Source organism: Candidatus Eisenbacteria bacterium (assembly GCA_026388185.1).
Lineage (GTDB): Bacteria > Eisenbacteria > RBG-16-71-46 > JAFGJU01 > JAFGJU01 > JAPLKG01.
Window position 1 is genome coordinate 69,554 of sequence record JAPLKG010000011.1, and the last position, 19,268, is coordinate 88,821.

Sequence of the window (19,268 nt, forward strand, 5' to 3'; positions counted from 1 at the left end):
CATGAGCGAGCTCAACGACGCAACGTCAGTCGATTCAAACGAAGCGTGCAACGGGAGCCTCGAGAAAAAGGACTCTCCGGCGAAGCGCCGCCACATAAAGCACATCATGGTCGCGGCCAAGATAATCGTCAGCCTTTCGCTCCTGGCCTACATCCTTCACAGAGTAGAGCCCGCGAACGTGGTCGAAACCATATCGAAGGCACGCGCAAACCCGCTCATCCTGGCGGCCGTGCTTTTCTTCGTAAGCAATGTTCTGGGTAGTTGGCTCTGGAGCATGCTTCTGAGCTCTCAGCGGGTGCGCATACCGTTCTACAGGGTGGCGTCCTTCTATTTCGTGGGTCTTTTCTTCAACAATTTCCTGCCGGCAAACATAGGCGGGGACATCGTCCGGATTTATGACGCCTCACGATATTGCAAGGACAAGAGCGCCGTTTTCATCGCCACGTTCATGGACCGGGTCATCGGCCTTCTTGCCATCAGCTTCCTTTCTGTCGTCGCCTCGTTCTACGCCCTGGATCATTTCAAGATTTTCTTGCTTTACCTCACCGTTGTGCTTGGTTTTCTCGGAAGTCTTCTCGTCGTGCTGAGCATCTTGAATCGACGGATCCTCGCCCTTTTCGAGAAGCCGTTCAAGTGGGTCAAGGCGTTTGACCTGGAGCGCCGCGTGGTCAAATTGTTCGACGAGCTTCACTCGTTCAGGGATCGATTGCCGCTTCTCGTCGCCGTGCTCTCCCTCGCAATCGGCATCCAGCTCCTGCGCGTGTACGTTCACTATCTTGTTGCGAGGTCCCTGGGGATAAATATATCACTGTCCTACTTCTTTCTGTTCGTCCCCGTTCTTGCCGCCCTCTCCGCGCTGCCCATCTCGATAAACGGTCTGGGCGTCAGGGAAGGTGCTGGAGTCGTCTTGTTTGGCCTCGCCCACGTTGCCAGGGGACCGGCGTTCTTGATAGAGTTCATTACCTATCTTATCGGAGTTGCGATAAGCTTGACCGGAGGTGTCATATTTCTCTTGAGAACGCCCTTCGAGATTTTGAGGAGACACAACGCCTCTGCCGCGCCACAATCGCCGACGAGCAATAGCATAGACCGGAGGAGCTAGATGTACACCGAGACGAAGAGGGATTGGTACGCTGCACTCATCATCTTTGCGATCGTCATGGCCGCCTACATTGAGACCATGGCCCTCTCGATACCTTTTTGGGACAGCGGCGAATTCATCGCCACGAGCTATATTCTTGGCATTCCACACCCGCCTGGTACTCCTCTCTACGTACTGCTTGGGCGTATCTTCACTCTCCTTCCCTTTGCAAACGTGGCAACTCGCGTCAATTTCTTCTCCGCCCTATCGAGCGCTCTTGCCGTGCTCTTCACGTTTCTCGTCACGGTCAGACTCGCAAAGATGAGCTTCAAGGTTCAGGGATGGAAGGCGTGGCTCGCCGGAATCGTAGCGAGCTTCTTCATGGCCTTCTCGAATACCTTCTGGCTGAACAGCACGGAGGCCGAGGTGTATTCGTTGAGCAGTTTTGTCATGCTCCTGACCCTGTGGATGAGTTTCAAATGGTGGGACTCCGTGGGGAAGGACCACTCGGACAAGATGCTGCTCGCAATAGCCTACTTGTTGAGCCTGAGCGTGGGAATACACCTGGGGACTCTCCTGGTGGCGCCGGCCATCCTCGTCATGGTGCTTCTCGTCGACTGGCGCACCGTCACCAAGTCCAGGCTCCTCACTGCCGTCTGCGTCCTTTTTGTGCTGGGCGTGAGCGTCCATCTCTATCTCTTGCTTCGCTCCCGTCTCTACCCCGCCATCAACGAGGACGACCCCACGACGTGGCACGATTTGTGGCTCGTTCTCAAGCGCGACCAATATAAGCCGGGAAGCGTATTTGTGAGGAGAGCCGATTTCGGCTTCCAGTCGACGATGTTCTGGGGCTATTTCTCGGATCAGTTCACCATGTGGGGGGGAAGACTCGAGACTCTCGGCCGCTACCTGCCGATTTTGCTGGGCGTGGTCGGGGCCTACTTCCATGCGGTCGCAAACAAGAAGACCTTCGTCGTCCTTTTGACCGTGTTCCTCATATGCAGCCTCGGTCTCATCATTTATCTCAACTTCACGGACCACGAAGTCAGGGAAAGGGATTATTTCTACGTCGCTTCGTATCACTTCTTCACAATATGGATGGGTCTCGGTGCGACCGGTCTCCTGGTGAGACTCCTAAAGGTCACCAAAGAGCGCTTCAAGAGCCAGGTGCTGCCTGTCTCTGCCTTTTCTTGCCTGTTCATCCTGGCCTCCGTGCTTCCCTATTTCCATTTTCACTTTTCACACGACCGGAGCACCGACACTATCGCAAGGAACTTTGCCTACAACATGCTCGTGCCGCTGGAGAAGGACGCCATAGTTTTCACCAACGGAGACAACGACACGTTTCCCTTGTGGTGCATACAGGAAATCGAAGGTGTCAGGAAAGACGTGCGAGTGGCAAACCTCAGTTTGCTGAGGACTACGTGGTACGTGAAGCAGCTGAGAGACCACGAGCCGAAGATACCAATGACGCTCGACGACTACCAGATTGACGGTCTTTCCCCTTACCGCGACAGTACAGGGAAGGTCTGGCAGACCAACGAGATCGTGGTGCACAACGTAATCGCGGCGAACAAATGGCGCAAGCCCGTTTACCTTGCCGTGACGGTGCCCGACCAGATGGGTCTCGAGAAACAACTCCTTCTGGAAGGTCTGGTCTTTCGCATAACACCTGAGGCGTATGGCTTGAGGCTCAACGAAGCGAAGATGAAACACGACCTCTATCAAGTCTTCAACTGGGGTGGGATACTCAAACCCGACGGCAGGCGAGACGAGTCCTTTTACAAGGACGTTAACGAGTCAAGGTTGGTGCAGAACTACGGAGCGGCCTTCTTCACTCTCGCGTTCTGGTATAGACAGACGGGTCGAATGGACATGGCCGTGAAGGAGCTGGAGAGATCTCACGAGGTTTCTCCCATGTTTGTCGACGCCGCGCGCTGGTTGGGACAGTTCTACGCTGAAAGCGGCCAGATGGAGAAGGGGGAGAGGCACTACTTGGAACTCGTCAAGCAATACCCCGCTGATGCCGAGATACGCTACAGGTTGGGTGCAGTACATGTCGCCATGGGAAAGCTGGATGCGGCCATTCAAGACTACAAGGGAGCCATCGAACTGGATCCCACATTTCGGAGCGCTTACGCCGGGCTTCATGACGTTTACGCGAGGCTGGGAAGATTCGCTGAGAGCAAAGCGGTTCTGAGTGCCTGGCTTCAGATCGACCCCGGTGACGAGGAAGTCAGGAGGTATCTCGAGGGACGGTAGGTTTTCTCAAGCCGGGCGTTGCTTGCCAAGAGGTATTGAGATGGAAATTTCGGCAGTAGTACCTGTCTTCAACGAAGCAGAAAGTCTGAGGGAGCTCCACAGACGTCTCGCTGAGGCTTTGAGGAGCGCCACACACGACTACGAGATTATCTTTGTGGACGACGGAAGCACCGATGAGTCGCTCAAGGTACTGGAGGAGCTTCAGGCCGCGGACACGCAAGTGCGCGTCCTAAGCTTCAGGAGGAATTTCGGGAAGTCTGCGGCTCTTTCGGTCGGATTTGGTGAGTCTACCGGACGTGTGGTGATCACGCTGGATTCTGACCTTCAGGACGACCCCGCCGAGATTCCCAGTCTCGTCGGGAAACTCAACGAGGGGTACGATCTCGTGTCGGGATGGAAGAAGGACAGGAAAGATCCCTTGTCGAAGACTCTCCCATCGCGCGTGTTCAACCTGATCGTAAAATCCACGACCGGCATCAAGATACACGATTTCAACTGCGGCCTGAAAGTCTACAGAGGAGACACGGCGCGCGGTTTGGACCTGTATGGGGAGCTTCATCGTTTCATTCCCGTGCTGGTTCACTGGGAGGGGGGTAGAGTGGGCGAAAAGGTCGTCCTTCATCATCCCAGGAAGTACGGAAGGAGCAAGTTTGGAGTTGCCCGCTTCATCAACGGTTTTCTTGATCTCTTGAGCGTGATGTTCTTCACCACTCATGAATCCAACCCACTTCACGTTTTTGGGAGACTGGGTCTTTTCTTCCTCATCGTCGGCCTGGGAATCAACGTCTACTTCGCCGGTCTGTGGGCGACGGGACAGCCCTTGCGCGTCAGACCTCTTCTGCTGTTTGCGGTGGTGCTGATCATACTGGGAATCCAGTTCATATCGATGGGACTCCTGGGCGAGATGATTGTGAGAACCGGCAGACGCAGGGAGTACGCCTTGAAGGCCCGGTTGGGTTTTGGGACGGACCGCAGGGAAGTCGAGTGATGAAAGCCCTTATCCTTGCGGGTGGAGAGGGTCGAAGACTGAGGGCGGTGCTCGGGAAGGTGCCGAAATGCCTGGCGGAAGTCCGAGGCAGACCATTCATAGAGCATCAGATCGAACTGCTGAAATCAGAGGGCGTTCGAGAGTTCGTCTTGTGCGTGGGTCCTGGTGGGAATCTGATTCAGAGGACGTTGGGGGGCGGCGGCAGGTTGGGAGTCTCGATTGAGTATTCTCGCGAGGGAAAACCCTTGGGCACTGCCGGGGCGATCAAGAATGCATCGTCGTTCATTGACGGGCGGTTTCTCTGCGTGAACGGGGATACTCTTGTAGAATTCTCCTTGAAAGACATGGAAAGCGGCCACGCGGGCGCCGGAGCCATCGGAACGATTCTTTTCAAGACGGCCGACGCTGCTGCAAGGGGTACGATTGAAGTGGGGGCGGGCGGGCAAGTGCTGGGTTTTGCAGAGAAGACCGAGCGCGGCGGTCCGGCCTTCATCAATTGCGGTTTCTACCTGATGGAAAGAGAAATTCTTGATCACATACCTGGCGGACAGGGCGTCTCTCTGGAAGAGGAGATTTTTCCGAAGCTTCTTCGTTCCGGACTGAGTCTGTTTGCTTTTCCTGCTCGCGGTGCCTTTATCGACATCGGCACGCCTGAAAGCTACTCGCTCATGAGAGAGAAGGGTTGGAAGCAATGAAACGAGCCATGTACAGAAGCAGGGCTCCGTTGAGGATCAGTTTCTGCGGCGGAGGCACGGACGTTTCCCCTTATCCAGAAGAACGCGGGGGGATCGTCCTGAGCGCCACGATAAACAAGTATGCCTACGCTTCGCTGTCTCCGCGGGCCGACTCCAAGATTACCATCACTTCCCTCGACTACGACGTGGTCGCCAAGTACGAGCACTCGGAGCGAGTCAAGTTTGACGGCAATCTTGACCTTGTCAAGGCCGTGATCAAGAGCCAGGGGGAACGCTCCGGGCTTGATTTGTTCGTCCACAGCGACGCTCCGCCGGGATCGGGACTGGGCTCATCTTCAACGCTCGTCGTGGCTCTCATAGGAGCCTTCAAGGAGTGGCTGTCCAAGCCCATCACCGATTACGAGATTGCCGAGCTCGCTTACCGGATAGAGCGTGTCGACTTGAAGATTGCCGGCGGGAGGCAAGATCAGTATGCGGCGACTTTCGGGGGGTTCAATTTCATAGAATTCAGCAAGGACTACACCGTGGTCAACCCGCTCCGCATCAAGTCGTCAATACTCAACGAACTCGAATACAGGTTGCTTCTTTGCTACACGGGCGAGACCAGACTCTCGGCGGGCATATTGAAGAGGCAGATCGATTCCTACGTATCGAAGAACAAGGACGTAGTCAGAGCCCTTGACGGCCTCAAGGCCGACACCATGAAGATGAAGACTGCCCTTCTCTTGGGCAAGCTCGACCTCCTGGGGGAGCTCCTGCACGAAGCCTGGCTCAAGAAAAAGAAACTCGATCGAGAGATCACGAGCAGCAAGATAGACGAGCTCTATTCGGTCGCGCGGAAGAACGGGGCGATCGGGGGCAAGATACTCGGTGCGGGCGGCGGAGGTTACCTTCTAACGCTTTGTAGATTTGACAAGAAGCACATCGTCGCCGAGAAGCTCGAGAAGGCCGGCGGCCAGATTGTGGAGTTCGGCTTTGAGTCAAAAGGACTCAACACGTGGAAGGTCTAGTGAGATGACAGAGCGTAGCAGGAAGGCGCGGCGTGGCAACGGAGGAGAACTGAGTAACGGGAGGCTTCTTGCCGGATAAACTGAGGTTCTGCATCGTGGGCCCGGCATATCCTCTGAGGGGCGGGATAGCTCAGTATCTCGCAATTCTTTACTCGCTCCTCGAGAAAGACCACGACGTATCTTTCGTCTCTTTCAAGAGGCAATATCCTTCCTTCCTGTTTCCCGGCGAGACCCAGATGGATCCCGGGAAGCCCAGAATCGACGTGAAACCGGCGGCGCTCATAGACTCGATAAATCCGCTGAGCTGGTACACGGCCTTCAGGTACGTGAAGAAAGTGCGACCGCACTTGCTCATATTCAAGTGGTGGATTCCCTTCTTCGGGCCGTGCTATGCGTCGATATGCTTTCTGGCGCGGAAACTCACAGGCGCCAGGGTGCTTTTCATCTGCGACAATGTGATACCGCACGAGCGAAGAGTCGTGGATCGCATCCTCACAAAGCTCGCGTTTGCTCAGGTGGACTATTTCGTCACGCTTTCCAACGCGGTCCTACGCGACCTGAAGTCCGTCAAGCCGGGCGCGGTGGCCGTCGAAATAGCGCATCCGAACTACGATTACTTCACTTTTGGAAGAATCGAGTCGGAAGCGGCCAAGAGGAGACTGGGCGTGGACGGCAGGGTCATTCTTTTTTTCGGATACGTGAGGCCGTACAAGGGGGTGCGCTACTTACTCGAAGCGTTTGCCAAAGTCAAGGAGAGGGTGAAGGCGACTCTGCTGGTTGTCGGCGAGTTCTATGAACCTCGTGAACCCTATCTCGAGCTGATCGACAAGCTGGGCCTGGGAAAGAGCGTGGTGCTCGTGGACAGATACGTGAGCGACGAAGAGGTGGGTCTGTTCTTCTCCGCGGCCGACGTCGTCGTTCTTCCTTACACGTCTGCCACTCAAAGCGGGGTAGTACAGATAGCTTTTGCATTTGAAAAGCCCGTCATTTCCACCAGAGTGGGAGGAATTCCCGAGGTCGTTAACGACGGAGTGAACGGCATTCTCATCCCGCCCTCCGACAGCGAGGCCATGGCCGGCGCCATCGAGACTTTCTTTGGAGGGAATCTTTCCGACACTTTAGTGAAGAACATTCGCGAGAACAGTTCGGCCTATTCGTGGACTCCTCTTGTGGAGGCTCTCGAGCATTTCTGTTCACTGGGCGCAGGGGGTTGAGAAAATGACAAGGGGAAGGTGGCTTGGTCTAAAACTTTTCGTCTTTTTCTTGAGCATTTATCTGCTTACGAGCGGCGGCAGGATAGTCTCGAGCGACGGCAATACCATGTTTCTTTTGACTCAGAGCATCGTCGAGAAGCACACGATCGCCATTCCGTACGGCAACGGTTACGTGGGGCTTGACGGCAGGCTCTATCCGAAAGCCGGAATCGGACAGGCGATCCTGTCCGTTCCTTTCTATATCCTGGCCCGCGCCGTGTACGATCGTTCCGGGCTCGGTGAACGCGAGAGCGGCTACGTACTCAGGTTCGTGACTTCCATGATCGATCCGGTGGCCGCGGCCATAGCCGTGGTGCTCCTTCTTCACATTTGCTTCTGTCTCGGCTACGGCGTGAGGACCTCGGTGGCCCTGTCCTTTGCGTTCGGACTCACGACGCCCCTCTGGATCTACTCGAAGGACTTCCTGACGGAACCCCTCACGACTTCGCTGCTCCTCGGCTCGATCCTGGGTCTGCTTGCGTTCAAACGAAGCGGAAGAAGAAGGCATCTGTTTCTCGCAGGGTTGTGCGTCGCGGTGGCCGTTCTCACGAAGTACGCTATGGTGCTCGCCGTTGTTCCGATCATTGTCTTCTTCGTCGGTACGTGCCTTCCGATGAAGCACAGGTCGTCCGAGTTGAGCGGTTTCTCGACCGTCTGCCGCCTTTTGGCTTTCGGCGTCCCGCTCGCGATCTGTGCCGCGCTCGCCCTGTGGTATAACCACGCCAGATTCGGCAGCGTTTTCGAAAGCGGCTACAACGCAGAGACTACCAGGGCGGGCTTCGGCACGCCTCTTCTTGTCGGCGTGTACGGCCAGCTTTTCAGTTCCGGCAAGAGCATATTTCTGTACGCGCCGGTTCTGGTGTTGGCGTGGAGTGGTTTCTCCGTGTTCAGGCGAAAGTTCGGGGCGGAAGCGCTTCTGTTTGCCTCGATCTTCGTGGTCAACCTTCTTTTCTACGCGAAGTTCATCTCCTGGGCCGGCGACGGCAGTTGGGGGCCGCGCTACCTGATACCTTTTGTGCCTTTTCTTCTCATCCCCGTCGGTAGCCTTCTGTCGAGCGAGACCGCAGGAAAACTTGTCTGGGGGTTCTTTATCTTCCTGGCGGTCGCAGGCTTCTTGGTCCAAGTGGGCGGCGTCTCCATCTATTTCGGAAGCTACATGCGGGAAATACGGGAATTTCCCTACACGCGCGAATTCAATGACCCGCGCTTCCTCTCTGATTCCCACTTCATTCCCAACTACTCTCCCGTTTACGGACACTGGAAAATGCTCGTCAGGAACGTGCGGCTGCACGCGGAGGGCAAGTTACCCAAAGTGCCCATGGCCTCGTACGGAGAAACGAAGGCCCGGATACCCCTCGACGAGGGAGCCAGAAAAGAGCTCCTGACCGGGCTGGACTTCTGGGCCGCTTATCTTGTCTACGTCGACAGGTGGAAGAGAGCCTACTGGCTGATTGTAGCTTTTCTGGGTGCGGCTGCGGCTATCTCGGGTGGGCTCGCCGCACGTGGTCTTGTTTCGAGGAGGCCGGCCCTAACCTGAGGCTTCGCCCTGGCTGGTTTCCGACGATCGGATATCTCCTCCTATGTCGAGAGTCTCAGCAGTCGTAGTGAACTGGAATGCCCGTGAAGACACGAGGGAGTGCATAGAGTCGCTCACAAACTCGGACTATCCCGAGCTGGACGTAATACTCGTCGACAACGCCTCCTCCGACGGCTCCGTCGAATATCTTCGCTCGCTGTTCCCCCGCGTAACGATCGTCGAGAATCTTACCAACGAGAGGTTTGCCCTCGGAAGCAACAAGGGCATGCGGCTCGCTCTCGACCGCGGAGCACAATGCGTCTTTCTCTTCAACAACGATGCGGTCGTCGAGAAGACGACGATTGGGAAGCTGGCCGAAGCCTTGGAGGGGACGTCCGGTGCGGGGCTCGTGGGGCCGAAGATACTGTATTCTTCGAGAAAGGACGTGATCTGGTCGGCCGGCGGCGAGGTGAATTTCTGGACGGGAATCACACGTCACAGAGGGATACGCGAGAAGGACGCGGGGCAATACGACAGGTCGACGGAGGTCGGCTATCTCACGGGGTGCGCTCTGATGGCAAGGAGAGAGCTCATCGCAAAGATCGGATTCCTCGATCCCTCTTACCACATGTACGGAGAGGACGCCGATTGGTGCCTGCGTGCGAGGAAGGCGGGTTTTGGGATCGTCTACGTACCGGACGCGAGAGTCTGGCACAAGGTCTCTCTTTCGACGGGGGGAGAGTTTTCTGCCGGCAAGTTGTACGAGAAGACGAGGAGCAATCTCTTGCTCCTTTCCAGACACGCCAGACCCTATCACTGGATCACGATACCTTTCTCTTCTCTGTTTTATCTTTTCCGGCTTTTTGTGCAGGGGATTTGGCGAAGGAATCTCGACGTGCCGCGGACAATCGTAGGGGCCCTCGGTGACGGCGTGCGAAAGAGAGATCGACATGCAAAATGATGTTGCACACCGCGACGAAGCACCACTGTTCATCGAAGAAATCCTGGGCTCACTTGAAGCCGGCAAGGTGGTGCTCGACGCAGGGTGTGGCGCGGGCAGCTTCCAACATTCCAAGTTCCCGAAGCTTCTCGTGGTCTCGATAGACATAAAGAGACCCAACGCGAGCGGCTCAGACACGACCGTCCTGAAGCCCCTTCCTCCCAATTTCGTTGTGGGCGACATCGAGAGACTTCCCGTCAGGGCTTCCAGCGTTGACTTCGTAGTACTCAACTACGCGCTGGAGCACGTCTCGGATGCAGACGCCGCCGCGGCGGAGGCGTCCAGGGCGCTCAGGGAAGGCGGACTTCTGTACGCCGCCGTTCCTAACTCGCGCTCTTTCGACGACAGATTCTATCGTTTCGCGGGCTATTTCGCGAAGTACTTCCTTCTCAAAGTGCATAAGAGACTGGAGCATCAACAGCGTTTTGATTTTGTCTCTCTCAACAGGCTCTTTTACGAGAAGGGACTCAGGCTTCTTTCGTTTTGTGAATGTCCTTCCGGATACACGTGGATGAACGACCCCAGGGTCAGGAGATTCCACGCTTCGTTTCTGAAGACGCTTTCCCTCGTAGAGAAGGCACTCAAGATAGACCTTTTCAAGGGAAGCAATTATCTTGCGCTCTACCAGCGTGCCGGAATCAGTGGGATCAGAAACGTGACACACGTATGCGCGTACTGCGGAATGCAGTTGTTGCGGGAGAGTGACCGGCGGCCGGATCCGCGGGCGTGTCCATACTGTGGCCGGCAGAACGCCCATTGGTAAGAACAAAAACGGGGGAGGCAGGGACGAGAGCAAAAGCAAAGGCGAAGGCGAAGCGAACGGATCTTCTGGTATTCTCCGAGGTCAAGTGGAACTACATGAGAACCAGAAAACGTTTCATCCTCAGCCGGTTTCCGAAGGATTGGCGTATTCTTTTCTTCGAGCCGATCAGCTCGTCGGTGTCCAACAACTTCCTTCCGAAGCGTGACGGCAACGTTATCTACGTCAGCACGCCGATTCTCAAGCCTCAAACTGAAAGCAAGATCTACAACAGGCTGATCGAGCGCAAGATCTTCAGAGACTTGCTGGGGCTGTTCGTACTCACGTGGGTCAGAGTCGTGATGTGGTTTCTTGGGGTCAGGGCCGACGCCGACGTGCTCATCTCGAGCATATACTTTGTCCCCGTTGTCCGGCGTCTGAGGTCGAGTTTTGTTTGTTACGACTGCAACGATGATCCCACCGTCTTCCCGGGTGTCAGGGATTGGTCCCGGGAGTATTTCCGCCGTCTCTGTCGCAGGGCCGACGTCATAGTCGCGTGCTCGCAGAGTCTGGCCGACCGGGTCGGTTCGTTTTGTGGAAAGACTGCGATTGTGATCGGCAACGGCGTCGACTACGATCTGTTCGCTTCCAAGGTTTCTCGCGAAGCCCTGCCGGACGACATCGCAAGAATGAAGGGCCCGATCGTCGGCTACACCGGCGCCATAAAGGAATGGTTCGATTTCTCACTCGTGGCCCAGGCCGCGAGGGCCAACCCCCAGGCCTCCTTCGCGCTCATAGGGCCGGTGGCCCCGGGGGTCAGAGAAGAAGCTCTGGCTCTGGCCCAAGAACTCGAGAACGTCCGCTTTCTCGGTGAAAAAGCCTACGAAGCGTTGCCTCTGTACCTGGCCGGCATGAGCGTCTGCCTCATACCTTTCAAAATGAGTGCTCTCACCTCCGTCCTGAATCCGAACAAATTGTACGAGTACTTCGCGGCGGGCAAAACCGTGGTGAGTCTCAAGTACTCAGAAGACCTGGCCAAGTACGAAGGGTTAATGTATCTTGTTGACGAGCCGAGCCGGTTTGGTGCGACGGTGACTCGTGCTCTGCGAGAGACTGTCGAGCCCGGAAAGGTGATGGAGATAGCCGCCAGGAATAGTTGGCGCGTCAAAGCGCGCGAGATGGTCGAACTTCTCGAACGTAAGGGAAAGTCAGCCGAGGTGTGACATGGCAAAAAAGACCAGCAAGGAAGCGAAGAAGGAGAGAGAAAAAGTGAGGGGCAGGCAGAGGAGGGCCGACAAGCGGGCCGAAGTGGGACCGCGAGAATTTCCATTCAGTAAACGTCCGGTTCTCTTTGTGTCGATTATTCTGGTGGTGCTTCTCGCCCTCCTGTTTAACCAGCTCGTCTTCGCGAGAAAGATCTTCGTCTCCGCAGACGTCGTGGCGCCCCTGGGATTCGCTACCGTTGCCGAGGAGAGCATGAAGAAGGGGGGGCCGTACCCGCTTTGGAATCCTTACGTTTTTCTTGGGATGCCTTCTTTCAGCAGCCTCACGTACAATCCGAGCGTGTATTTCCCCGACGTCATATTGAAGGGCGTCGAGGTGGTGCTCCCGTTTCTTCCGCCCATGACGTGGCTTCTCATATACTACTTCCTGGCCGGTCTCTTCACTTTCCTTCTGCTGAGGGGAGGAGGGCTTTCTCTCGAGGCCGGCTTCTTCGCAGCCGTGGTTTTCATGCTGACGCCCAATCTCGTCGCGATCGGTGCCTTCGGTCATGGTAGCAAGCTCATTACGTCTGCTTTCATTCCGATCGTAATGATGGCGGCGTGGAGACTCCTCTCAAGAGGAGGCGCTCTCTGGTTTGGTTTTCTCGCCCTTGTCGCGGGGCTTCAACTCCTGAGGGCCCACGTACAGATCGTCTACTACACTTGGATGGCGCTCGGGCTTTACTGCGTCCTGTTTCTCTTGATGAAATCACCCAACGGGCTGCGATTCCCGAAGCGTCTCGCGAGAGTCGGCTTCGTTGTCGGAGCCCTGGTGGTGGCTCTCGCCCTCGCCGCCGTGCTCTACCTGCCCGTGCATGATTACAGCGCCTATTCCAGTAGAGGTGGAGCGGAAGGTGGTGGCCTCGAGTTCGGAAGGGCGACGGATTGGTCCTTCAGCCCGGTCGAAATGATGACTTTTCTCGTGCCGTCGTGGTTGGGCTTCGGTGGCTCCACGTATTGGGGAAGCATGCCCTTTACGGACTATCCCAACTACATGGGCATTCTTCCGCTCTTTCTGGCCCTGGTGGGCCTCCTGGGCGTCAGGAAGAGGGAGACGCTGTTCTTCGGCCTCGTGGCCCTCTTATCGCTCTTGATTTCTTTTGGGAAGCACTTCGAGTTCCTTTACCGATTGCTCTACGAAGGACTTCCATATTTCAACAAGTTCAGGGTCCCGGTAATGATACTTGTGCTTCTTCAATTCTCGGTTGCGGCGCTCGCGGCCTACGGGATTGAGAAGCTGAGACGTGAACGCGAGGACCCCAAGAGGGGGCCTCTCGAGAGAGTTTCACTGGCGATTGCCCTGGCGTTTGCCGCCGTCTGGCTCCTGTGGCTTCTCTTCGGAGGAAGCCTGGGTGCTTGGTACGAGAATCTTGTCACGGGTTCCCCCAGGGGGCTCTCGGTGCAGGCGGCCGAGCAATGCCTCGAAATGGTGAAGAGAGACATTCTGATTGTGGGTTTCATCGGGTTTGCGGGTTTCATGAGTATTCACCTCTTCCTGAAGCGCAAGCTCACCGCCGTCCTGCTTGTGGCGATCCTTGCCTGCTTGACGATTGTCGACATATGGAGGGTCGACAATCACATCTTCGGTCCCATGCTGGGCGAGCGCTCGAGCGTGTCAACTGAGAGCTTCCGTGATGATACGATAGAGTTTCTTCAGAGAGATTCTTCACTCTATCGGATACTCCCTACCGGTCAGAGCTTCACGGACAACAGCTATGCCGGTTTCGGCATAGCCAGTGTCGGTGGCTACCACGCCGCCAAGCCTGCGCTTTACGAGCAGTTCTACGATGGTATCTTTCCGAGCTCCGATAAGCCCGGGAGGCTCACGCCCGCCGTACTCGCAATGCTGAACGTGAAGTACCTCGTCACTCCGGACTACATCCCTCAAGGGCCTCTCGTGACTCTGGTGCACGATGGCTCGAAAAAGGTCTATCAATTCAACGCCGCCTTGCCGAGAGCTTATCTCGTGGACAGCGTGGTCGTCCTGGCGGATACGAATGCCGTTCTCGACGCCATCGCTTCGAATTGGTTCGACCCGTCAAAGACTGCGCTTCTCCTGGAGCCCACCCCGAGCCAGGCAGTTACAAAGGAAGGTTCTTCTGTTAGAATTGTATCGTACGGTCTAAACCGGATTGATATCGAGGCGAACGTTGCCAAGCCGTGCTTCATGGTGTTGAGCGAACTCTTCTATCCGGACTGGAAAGCGAAGGTCGACGGCGTTCAGGCGAAGATCTATCGGACCGATTTTCTGCTGAGAGGTCTGCCGCTCTCTCCGGGCAATCATGCCATAACGTTCATCTATGATTCTCGTTCCTTGAAGAGAGGGATGCTCGTGTCTGCGGGGGCATCCATAGTGATAGTCGTGTCGTTCGTTCCTGCTGTTGTAGGACTCGTTCGCAGGGGGAAAAGAAGTGAAATCGCTCGTCATAGTCCCGACATACAATGAACGTGAGAACGTCAAGACTCTCATTCCCCAAGTCCTCGCGCTCCCCGGCGACATTGAAATGCTGATCGTGGACGACAACTCTCCGGACAGCACCGCCGACGTGGTCTCAGACATGGCGAAGAAGGACTCGAGGATCCATCTCCTGAGGCGCAAGGAGAAGTTGGGTCTTGGGTCCGCGTACGTCGAGGGTTTCAAATACGCGTTGTCCAGACCCGAGATCGAGTACGTCTTCGAGATGGACGCCGATTTCTCCCACGACCCCTCCAGCATCCCCAATTTCCTCACTGCTATAAAGGACCACGACCTGGTTCTCGGCTCCAGATATCTTCGTGGAGTCACGGTCGTGAACTGGCCTCTGTCGCGGTTGATTCTGAGCTATTCGGCCAACCTCTTTACCCGAGTGGTCACCGGGCTTCCGGTGCACGACGCCACCGGCGGTTTCAAGTGTTTCCGGAGACGTGTCCTGGAGAGCATAGAGCTGGACGGCGTGCGTTCCGATGGCTATTCATTCCAGATAGAAATGAGTTTCAAGTGCTGGAAAAAAGGATTCAGGATCAAGGAAATACCGATCACTTTCGTTGACAGACGCGTCGGAACCTCGAAGATGTCTCAGAAGATCATTTGGGAAGCAGTCTCGCTTGTATTGAGGCTGCGTCTGCAGAGCCTATTCTACAAGGACGCGTCCGGGAGCTCCAAGTGAGCGAGGTTTCCGTCATAGTCGTCAACTACAGAACCGAAGAATACCTGTCCGAGTGCCTGGAGTCCCTCAAGAAATCCAGCTCTCTCGCCGGTCTTGAGATAATCCTGATAGACAATTCCAGAGGCCGGGGGGCTGCCGAGATCCTGACGCGGCATTTTCCCGGCGCCAAGCTGATCGAGAACGAGAAGAACCTCGGTTACGCCAAGGCGGTCAACCAGGGCCTCGGCGTTTCGACCTCGGAATTCGTCTTCGTGTTGAACCCTGACACCGCCGCCAGAGAGGGTTCGCTGGATGAACTCGTGGAGTTCATGAGGACGCATCCCGACGCGGGCATCGTAGGCCCCAAACTCGTCAACGCGGACGGTACCATTCAGCTCTCGTGCCGCAGGTTCTACACCATGAAAACCATTCTTCTGCGGCGGACATTCCTGGGCAAAGTTTTCAAGAACAGTGCTTCGGTGAAGCGCCACCTAATGCTGGAGTGGGATCACAAGTCTACTCGTGAAGTGGATTGGGTTCTGGGCGCCGCAATGATGGTCAGGAAAGCGGCCATGTCTGAAGTGGGACCCATGGACGAGAGGTTTTTTCTTTATTTCGAGGACGTGGATTGGTGCTACAGGATGAGGACGTTCGGTTGGAGGGTGTACTACTGTCCGTCCAGCGAGCTTCTGCACCATTACAGGAGGGAAAGCACCGACGTCAGGTTCGGTAGGGCAAAGCGAGCGCACCTGGAGAGTTGGCTTAGATTCTCCGAGAAGTGGAGTCTCGTCATTTACCTCATGAAGAGAAACAGGGAATTGATTTCCAGGACAGTGCTTTTGGCCGCCGACGTCGCCGCCGTCTCTCTCGCATTCTACCTCTCGTATCTCGTGAGAGCGAATCTGGGTTTCCTGCTGAAGAAACCCACTCCTTCTTTCGAAGCATACGGGAGTTTCATGGCGCTGGCCGTGATCGTGGGGGTAGGCTCCGTAGCCTACGTAGGATTGTACGGCAAGCGCAAGACGGCGGATTGGATCGACGTTCTGTTTGACGTTTCCAGGGCGATGATACTCACGAGCGTCGCGCTGATGGCCAGCACGTTTCTTCTATACGTCAAGACTTACTCCAGGGCCGCCGTCTTGATGTTCCTCCCGATTTCTGTCCTTGTTCTGACCGGTGAGAGATTTCTTTTCTGGATCGTTCAGAGAAGACTCGCCCTGACGAAAGTCAACGTCCGGAGAATTCTTATAGTCGGCTCCGGACCGCTTGCACAAAGGGCGAAGAGTGCCGTCCTGCGAGGCTCACGGGACGGTCTCGAGCTGGCAGGTTTTCTTGACACCAGCACGTGGTACTCCGGAGAATCGGCCGACGTCCTGGAAGTATCGGAGACAATGCGGGAAGCCGCGCACCTGCAGAGGGCAAGCGAAATCGTCTTCGCCGATCTTCCATCGCGCGTCGAGGCGATGTGGCCGGCGCTGTCCAGACTTCGAGGCCGCGGTCTTGGGATCGCCCTGGCAACAGAGCTGGGTCTTGTCCTGACCGAAGGCGACAGAATAGAAGAGGTGGGAGGTCTCGGTCTCGTCTCCCTCAAGAGGAGAACCTTGCCCGGCGTCGCAAAGAGGGTAATGGAATTCAAGCTCGCCTTGCTCGGCTTGCTCGTACTCGGCGCACCGACCCTGCTCGCGGCCACTTACCTGGCCGGCAGGAGGAGAAAGCCGATCCTGGTCAAACAAGACATAACGGGGGAGCACGGCGAGACTGTGACAGTTCGGTTCCTCAACTGCGGGAGGGTATCTAAGTCACAAGAATCTAGTGAGTACGGACGCGAAGCGAAAGGGCTTTGTGCGGTCCCGCTATTACTGAGCGTTCTTGCCGGTCGACTCGCGCTTGTTGGAGTGAGACCTCGCTGCGAGTCTCCGGGGCAGGAAAAGCCGTCCGGAATCGGTGGGAAACCGGGTATTTTTGGAATGTGGAAACTCGCCGGAGGTCTTGAAGAGAGAGACAGCAAAGATAGTGAATACCTGGCTGGTTGGTCTCTGTCGTTGGACGTGAAGACCATGGCGAGATGTATACTTAGGAGGAAAACCGGATGCTTCATCTAACGAGAGTGCGGAGACGGACGCCCCTGCCGGCAGAGCCAGACCGCCGGCGCGGGACGGCTCTTCTTGCGTTGTGGTTCTGGCTGGTCTTTGCCGCCGGTTTGGCCGGGGTTTGTCAGGGGGCCGTCGGCGATTGGACGACGCACGTGAACTCAGACAGTCTTTGTTGGGTCCACTTTGACGGAACGTACGTGTGGTGCGCCTCCAACGGAGGCGCGGTGATATTTGAACCTGGCGTCGAGCAATTCACGAAGACATTGAGGAACGGGCCCGGCACGCTTGTCAACAATGACATTTCCTGCGTGGCCGTCAGCGACGGCCAGATGGCGTGGTTCGGCACAAGCGGTTTTGGTCTGAGTCTTCTCCACGAAGGAGGATGGACGCTCTTTACCGAAGGAATCACGCTGCTGCCTTCGAACGACATTCTCTCCTTGCGCTCCTCCGGGAGTTCACTTTGGGCAGGAACAAGGCAGGGTCTGGCTCTCTTTCAGGGGAGCTCGCTCGACGCCACGTTCGACGTTTCTTCTACCGGAGGAGGAATCCCAAACGACGTCATAAACGACATCCTTGCAACCGCGGACACTGTCTGGTGCGCAACAGATGGGGGCGTGGGCATGGGGGTGCTGTCCGCCGGAGCGTGGACCTGGCAAGCTCTGAACAGCGGCCTGGCGAGCTTGAACGTACTCTGCGTGGGTCGTCTCGCCGGGAGAGTGTGGGTTGGAATTCAGGATAATGTATACAGTTACAGCACCTATGAGTACGATGGGAGTGCGTGGGTCAAGATGGGAGCGTCGCTTTCGTGGGCCCCGGTGGCCCTTCAGGAGATGGGTGGAGACCTCTACGTTGCGGGCAGTGCTTCCGGGGTTTTTGTGTGGGAGACCTCCGCGTGGGTCGACAAGACTCCATCGTCTGTCACGGGCTCGTTCATTGACCTGACATCCGATGGCGCAGGCACACTGTGGTGCGCCACGTCCGAGGGCCTCGTGTCGTACGACGGGACAGATTGGCGTCAGTTCACGCCTCCCGGCCCGCAATACGACTACGTGCAAGACTTTTCGGCAAGTCCGGCGGGCAAAATGTGGGCCGCCATCCGGTCATTCCCGGCTGCTCTGAGACTGGATGGACTGGAGTGGACGCTCTTCGATAATTCGACGTCGGGCGGGGGCTTTCAAGACGCAACGCTTTTCTCCGTGCTTGCCTCTGCCTCCGGAACGGTGTGGTTTGGTCACTGCTGCCACGTCACCTGCAGGGCGGACAAACTCGACTACGCAGACGGCGCCGAGGTTTGGAGCAATCACTACTTCAACAACTCGAAGGACATCACGGAAGACGTTTCCGGCACGGTTTGGTTCTCCAGCGAGGGACACGGCATATATGCGTTCGATCCCTCGACGTCGTCAGAGAGGAACATCGACTACACTGAGGGGAAGCTTTCGTCCAGCAGCGTCGAGTTCGTAGCCCCCGTTGATGCTCGAAGACGTTGGATAGGTCACATGCTGAACGGTGTGGATTTCTGGGACGACCTTGGAACGGCGGACGAGTCGGACGACGTGTGGAAGCATTTCGAGACAGACGACGGGCTGCTGAGCCTGAGTGTGACGTCCGGCGCAATTGCCGGCAACAAAGTCTACGTCGGGACTGGGAAGGGTGTAACCGTTTTCCAGGACACTGTCTGGCTCAGAAACTACGGTGCATCCGATCTCGTCCACGACGGGGTGGCGGTTTCGTCGACGGTCAATGACGTCGCAGTCGACTCCCGCGGAAACGTCTGGGTGGCGACCACCGGTGGCGTTGCAGAGATCGCTCCTTCCGGAGACGTAGCGGCCACTTTCACCTACGCCTCTTCAGGTCTTGTCGGAGACGAAGTGCTGTGCGTTGCCGTGGATGAAACCAGAGGTGAAGTGTGGTTTGGTACCAGAAAGGGCATGTCCGTTCTTGAGGCGTGGAACCCCTCTGAGGGGAAGAGTCTCGCAGACGCCTACGTCTACCCGAATCCCTTCAGACCTCTAAGCGGTCACCAAGACATCCGTATTGACGGACTTCCGGTTCCCGTCATGGTTTCCGTCTACGATCTTACAGGCCGCATGCTCAGGTACCTCGGAACCGTCGGCAACGGGGAAAAGGTGTGGGACGGTACTGACGCAAACGGTCGAGCGGTTTCCACGGGCGTTTATCTGCTGAGACTTGAAGCGAGTAACGCCAGCTCCGTCAAAAAAGTCGCCGTCATCAGGTAGTGCC

14 protein-coding genes are annotated in these 19,268 nt (G+C 56.4%); all 14 read left to right on the top strand.

Going from position 1 to position 19,268, the window contains the following annotated elements:
• The first annotated feature begins 1 nt into the window (after window position 1).
• The 14 genes from NTX17_05985 to NTX17_06050 all read left to right on the top strand — a co-directional run bounded on the left by NTX17_05985 (window position 2) and on the right by NTX17_06050 (window position 19,264).
• Window positions 2-1,102, top strand: coding sequence for a lysylphosphatidylglycerol synthase transmembrane domain-containing protein (locus tag NTX17_05985; GenBank protein MCX5800919.1), 1,101 nt, complete (start codon window positions 2-4; stop codon window positions 1,100-1,102).
• The gene (locus NTX17_05990) at window positions 1,103-3,343 is read left to right on the top strand and encodes a DUF2723 domain-containing protein (protein ID MCX5800920.1); all 2,241 of its coding nucleotides are present in this window, start codon (window positions 1,103-1,105) and stop codon (window positions 3,341-3,343) included.
• Between the two features lie 40 nt (window positions 3,344-3,383).
• The gene (locus NTX17_05995) at window positions 3,384-4,331 is read left to right on the top strand and encodes a glycosyltransferase family 2 protein (protein MCX5800921.1); all 948 of its coding nucleotides are present in this window, start codon (window positions 3,384-3,386) and stop codon (window positions 4,329-4,331) included.
• Window positions 4,331-5,026 carry a sugar phosphate nucleotidyltransferase gene (locus NTX17_06000; GenBank protein ID MCX5800922.1) on the top strand — a complete coding sequence of 232 codons (696 nt, stop codon included), beginning with the start codon at window positions 4,331-4,333 and terminating at the stop codon, window positions 5,024-5,026. Before NTX17_05995 ends, NTX17_06000 begins: the two co-directional genes overlap by 1 nt.
• Window positions 5,023-6,036 carry a GHMP kinase gene (locus NTX17_06005; GenBank protein MCX5800923.1) on the top strand — a complete coding sequence of 338 codons (1,014 nt, stop codon included), beginning with the start codon at window positions 5,023-5,025 and terminating at the stop codon, window positions 6,034-6,036. Before NTX17_06000 ends, NTX17_06005 begins: the two co-directional genes overlap by 4 nt.
• A 68-nt stretch (window positions 6,037-6,104) precedes the next feature.
• A complete protein-coding gene (locus NTX17_06010) occupies window positions 6,105-7,250 on the top strand; it encodes a glycosyltransferase (protein MCX5800924.1) in 1,146 nt (381 codons plus the stop codon).
• 4 nt (window positions 7,251-7,254) lie between these two features.
• Window positions 7,255-8,826, top strand: a complete 1,572-nt coding sequence (locus NTX17_06015; GenBank protein MCX5800925.1) for a hypothetical protein — start codon at window positions 7,255-7,257, stop codon at window positions 8,824-8,826.
• A gap of 43 nt (window positions 8,827-8,869) precedes the next feature.
• Window positions 8,870-9,766, top strand: coding sequence for a glycosyltransferase family 2 protein (locus NTX17_06020; GenBank protein MCX5800926.1), 897 nt, complete (start codon window positions 8,870-8,872; stop codon window positions 9,764-9,766).
• Window positions 9,756-10,568, top strand: coding sequence for a methyltransferase domain-containing protein (locus tag NTX17_06025; GenBank protein MCX5800927.1), 813 nt, complete (start codon window positions 9,756-9,758; stop codon window positions 10,566-10,568). Before NTX17_06020 ends, NTX17_06025 begins: the two co-directional genes overlap by 11 nt.
• Window positions 10,562-11,767, top strand: coding sequence for a glycosyltransferase (locus NTX17_06030; protein ID MCX5800928.1), 1,206 nt, complete (start codon window positions 10,562-10,564; stop codon window positions 11,765-11,767). The genes NTX17_06025 and NTX17_06030 overlap by 7 nt, the downstream gene beginning before the upstream one ends.
• Window position 11,768: 1 nt before the next feature.
• Window positions 11,769-14,252, top strand: coding sequence for a hypothetical protein (locus NTX17_06035; GenBank protein ID MCX5800929.1), 2,484 nt, complete (start codon window positions 11,769-11,771; stop codon window positions 14,250-14,252).
• A complete protein-coding gene (locus NTX17_06040) occupies window positions 14,218-14,952 on the top strand; it encodes a polyprenol monophosphomannose synthase (GenBank protein ID MCX5800930.1) in 735 nt (244 codons plus the stop codon). Before NTX17_06035 ends, NTX17_06040 begins: the two co-directional genes overlap by 35 nt.
• Window positions 14,949-17,033: a glycosyltransferase gene (locus NTX17_06045; protein ID MCX5800931.1), complete on the top strand. Its 2,085-nt coding sequence runs from the start codon at window positions 14,949-14,951 to the stop codon at window positions 17,031-17,033. The genes NTX17_06040 and NTX17_06045 overlap by 4 nt, the downstream gene beginning before the upstream one ends.
• Complete coding sequence (locus NTX17_06050) at window positions 17,021-19,264, top strand: T9SS type A sorting domain-containing protein (GenBank protein MCX5800932.1); 2,244 nt, start codon at window positions 17,021-17,023, stop codon at window positions 19,262-19,264. Before NTX17_06045 ends, NTX17_06050 begins: the two co-directional genes overlap by 13 nt.
• Window positions 19,265-19,268 lie beyond the last annotated feature (4 nt).

Coding starts and splice junctions, on each gene's coding strand:
- NTX17_05985 (MCX5800919.1), top strand. CDS start 2: ATGAGCGAGCTCAACGACGCAACGTCAGTCGATTCAAACGAAGCGTGC.
- NTX17_05990 (MCX5800920.1), top strand. CDS start 1,103: ATGTACACCGAGACGAAGAGGGATTGGTACGCTGCACTCATCATCTTT.
- NTX17_05995 (MCX5800921.1), top strand. CDS start 3,384: ATGGAAATTTCGGCAGTAGTACCTGTCTTCAACGAAGCAGAAAGTCTG.
- NTX17_06000 (MCX5800922.1), top strand. CDS start 4,331: ATGAAAGCCCTTATCCTTGCGGGTGGAGAGGGTCGAAGACTGAGGGCG.
- NTX17_06005 (MCX5800923.1), top strand. CDS start 5,023: ATGAAACGAGCCATGTACAGAAGCAGGGCTCCGTTGAGGATCAGTTTC.
- NTX17_06015 (MCX5800925.1), top strand. CDS start 7,255: ATGACAAGGGGAAGGTGGCTTGGTCTAAAACTTTTCGTCTTTTTCTTG.
- NTX17_06020 (MCX5800926.1), top strand. CDS start 8,870: ATGTCGAGAGTCTCAGCAGTCGTAGTGAACTGGAATGCCCGTGAAGAC.
- NTX17_06025 (MCX5800927.1), top strand. CDS start 9,756: ATGCAAAATGATGTTGCACACCGCGACGAAGCACCACTGTTCATCGAA.
- NTX17_06035 (MCX5800929.1), top strand. CDS start 11,769: ATGGCAAAAAAGACCAGCAAGGAAGCGAAGAAGGAGAGAGAAAAAGTG.
- NTX17_06050 (MCX5800932.1), top strand. CDS start 17,021: ATGCTTCATCTAACGAGAGTGCGGAGACGGACGCCCCTGCCGGCAGAG.